We start from the raw sequence: 3,849 nt of genomic DNA on the forward strand, positions 1-3,849 counted from the left end.
TATATTAAATATGCGTTTGCTCTGTCTATAAAAAGATTTGTTTTAAACATAAAACGTTATTATATAGTGTTATTTTTTTTGAATTCTATTGATTTTTAAATCAATTTTTTTTATAATATCAAAGAATAACTTAAAATAGGGTGAATTATACCCTTAACCTAAGTTTAGATAAGGAGATAGCATGTTTTTCAGACGTCAAGAGGGTCAATATCGTGAAACTGATCGTGTGACCCGCTATAAGTTGGTGAAATCCGGTAAGCATTGGCTACGGGCTTCCACTTCTTTATTTGGTTTGTTTAAGGTTTTCCGTGGTAGTGTCGATACTACCCAAGTTATGACCGAAGTGGTTGAGAACCAAACAAACAATACAATTACAGGCCTTGATATTATAAGGGGGCTCGCAGCTACAGGAGCTGTACTAGGCGGAGCAGTGGCAACACAAACTACTGTTCATGCTAATGATGCGGTTGCTCTTGAAAAGACATTAGAGTCATCGGATGTTTTAGCTACAAATGATTCAGTCGTTCTTGGATCTGTTTCGAAAGCAAATCCAGAAGAATCGGCAAGTTTGTCACACTCAGAAAGCGAGAGTGTGTCTAGTTCAGAATCGACTTCTGCTAGCCAATCAGTGAGCGCTAGCACTTCTGCAAGTGTGTCAGAAAGTACTTCGGCTTCTGTTAGTGCGTCGACAAGTGCTTCAGTTTCAGCAAGTGTGTCAGCAAGTACTTCTGTAAGTTCTAGTCAGTTGGTGGTCAATTCTGGGGGTAGTTCGGTTGCGACTAGCACTGCTAGTGTTGAAACTGCTGGAAAATCCGAATCTGCTTCAGCTGAAAATCAAGTAGTTAGTCAAGGTTTGCCAAACTCTAATTTGTCTGCACCTGTCTTGGACTCTGCTAAGTCAGCAACAGGTTTGATAGAGAAAACTTCCGAATTAACAAGTTTGGCAGGATTGACTGCTGGTGCATTGTCATCGGTAGAAGTATCTACAAAGAAAAATGAAGAAGATCGTAAAAAACTAGCTAAAATTTCAGCTGAAATGGGTGAATATTTAGCTAAGGCGGCAGATCTTCCAGATACAAGTGCAGCCATCCTTAAGGTAGAATCTGCTATAACTGAGATTGAGTCTGCTCTCAAGGATCCAAATGCTGACCTAGGAACAGTTGTCAAGACAGCTACTTCAGCTCGCAACTCTATCGCTAATGCGGTTTCACGTGCAACCTCTGGTCAACGTGATGGCCGTAATGGACAAGCGATAGAGAGAGGATCTTCTCCTAGAGCATCATTCTCTAGTCATGGAACAAAAGCTTCAATTGCGTCTACTAATTATAATCCAAATACTAACGAAGTTGTTTGGCGTATCAATATGCACGCTAACAATGCCTTGCATCATGTAGGGCTGATTGCGGATGTAGATTCCAATACGACGATTAATCGTGTGACCTTCAATGGACAAGAGATGGAGAAACGTGGTGGTTCAAGAAATGAGTATGTTTATGATATCCGCCATGATAAACAAAGAAACCTAGAAGCAACGCTTGAAGTTCATGCTACTGTAAATAAGCAGTCGAAAGCTGCAAGCTTGAACGCAAAAGTTGCTACAAGCAGTCAACCGTTTACAAGTGCGGATACTTCTGGAAATTATAGCGGTTCAATCAATTCAACTGTTCCAACTAGTGGAACAGGTCAGTCTAGAAGTGCGGGAGGTCAGAGCCGTGCGGCATCTAATAAGCCTACAATTACGATGCCAGAGAATCTTACCTTTTATAATGATGATGCAGTTACTGGTTTTAAGATACAATTACGTGATGATAGAGGGATGGACAGAATCGCGGCTTCTAGCTCTAATGAGGAGATTACAGGTTTAAGTGCGCCGAATTATCCCGCTACTAGAACAAGAGGACCAGGGGATTTGTGGACTTATGACCGTAGAGGAAATCGAACAGGATATCAAACCTCCCTCGATATTGATATAGAAGGAACAGTTGGACGTAAGGGTACTGCTTGGGAGCCGAAAAAACCAGGAACCTATCCTCTTACATATACAGTTACAGATATTGATGGTCAGACTGATACAGCCACTACCAATTTTACTATTAAAGGTTTTAACGAGCGTAATGAACCTGTAAGTGGCGATACTGTTACAGTCAACAACCCTGCATCTTTGAGTCCAACTGAGAAAGCTCAAATCCTTGCTAACTTCAAGAGCAAAAATGCAACTATCCTCTCAGGTACTGACTATGTGAAGGGCTCTGAAGGTCGTAAAGAAATTACGGTATCTGATACAGGGCTTATCACCCTTACTTACCGTGATAATACTGTTGATACAGTCCAAGCAAGTGTAAGAGCAGAAACTGAGGTGCCTGTACCTGCTGTAACCGTGACGCGTGATGGCAAGGCTATCCCAGCGACTCCAAGTCCAGTTTCTGGTCGTGGAGATGAACACATCGTCTATGCTGGTGATGATTTTACAATTAAATTTACTGCGACAGATAACAGTGGTAAGTTAAGTGAATTTAAGATTGTTCCAAAAGCAGACGGAGGTCACCCAGGATTAAGTGATAACTACTTTGAAGATCCTCAATATGGAACAGGAACTGTAGGGCACTTGACAGGAAATATCACAGCTACGCCAGAAAGTCCTGCTACGATCACAGTCAAGGCTCATGTGAAGGACGATTTGGAGTGGAAGTCTGGAAATACTTGGCAACGAAATGCGGTTGCAACTGACCAAGTAGGTAATAGACATCAGACAGGTCTTTCTGGTAATGTTCGTGTTACTCAAGGTCAGCTCAAGGATCGTCTTCCAGTGACAAATCCTGAATTGACAACTGTTGTAAATAAAAACAGCTTGACAGAAGAGGAAAAGACTGCTGTCAAGAATGCCATCTATGCTAAAAATGCTAAAGCAGATCACCGTATCTTGGATATTGAAGTTCAGGCAGATGGTACAGCAACGATTATCTACAATGATAAAACACGTAGCACTCCAATTCCGCAGTCAGCTACAGTCAATGAGCGACCAACAATTAAAAACTTGACTTCTGCAAGTAAAGCAGAAATTGATCCTGCGAATCCGCGTAAGATAATCGTTTATCGTGAAGAAGAATTCAGTGTAGATGTGAACTTGACTGATGACCATGGTCGCTTGGACAAGATTAAGGTTCATGATAATGCCTATAATGATGCTCCATCAGGTAATTTTGAAGTTACGAATGGTGGTCGTCTAGAGAGTTCTGCGAGTGGAACAAATATTACCTTTACAGATAAGACAAGTAATTTAGGAAAAGATGGCAATGCGACAGATGCTAATCCGTATAAAGTGACTATCTCAGGTCATGTAGGTAAGGGTCAGCCCGTCAATGATAATGCTAGTCTTAACGTTTGGAATCGTTATATCTCTGGATATGATCAATCTACCCTAACGAATAATAGCGGACAAAATGGTAGTGCCAATAATGCTAACATCATTATTGAGTTCCGTAAGCAGTCTGATAAGTATACTCCTAGAGCAACAAATCCTACAGTCAAGGTGACTTCAAATGGAACTGTTCCAAATTTGGGATTACCAGAGACTTATATTGCCAACAAGTCTGACTTGCCAACTACAGGAACAACGCCTAATACAAGAACGACTTATAAATGGAAGAGTGGCGAGAACTCAACTGTTAAAAATGGTAAATTAACACGCACAGTTATAGTAACTTATCCAGATGGTTCGACAGATGAAGTTCCAGTTACCATTACGGTAGATGATTCAGAGTATAAATCGCTGTCCGCCTCAACGAGCGCATCGACAAGTGCCAGCCAAAGTGCCTCAACAAGTGCATCTAAGTCAGCGTCGACAAGTGC

At 41.3% G+C, this 3,849-nt stretch carries 1 protein-coding gene; it reads left to right on the top strand.

What is annotated here, in order from left to right; all coding sequences use genetic code 11:
• Positions 1-181: 181 nt before the first annotated feature.
• Positions 182-3,849, top strand: a 3,668-nt coding sequence (locus HT718_RS09235) for an accessory Sec-dependent serine-rich glycoprotein adhesin (RefSeq protein ID WP_173268266.1), incomplete at its 3' end; no start/stop codon positions are given.

Origin of the sequence: Streptococcus sp. 714, from assembly GCF_013277115.1 — a bacterium.
In the GTDB taxonomy this organism is placed as follows: domain Bacteria; phylum Bacillota; class Bacilli; order Lactobacillales; family Streptococcaceae; genus Streptococcus.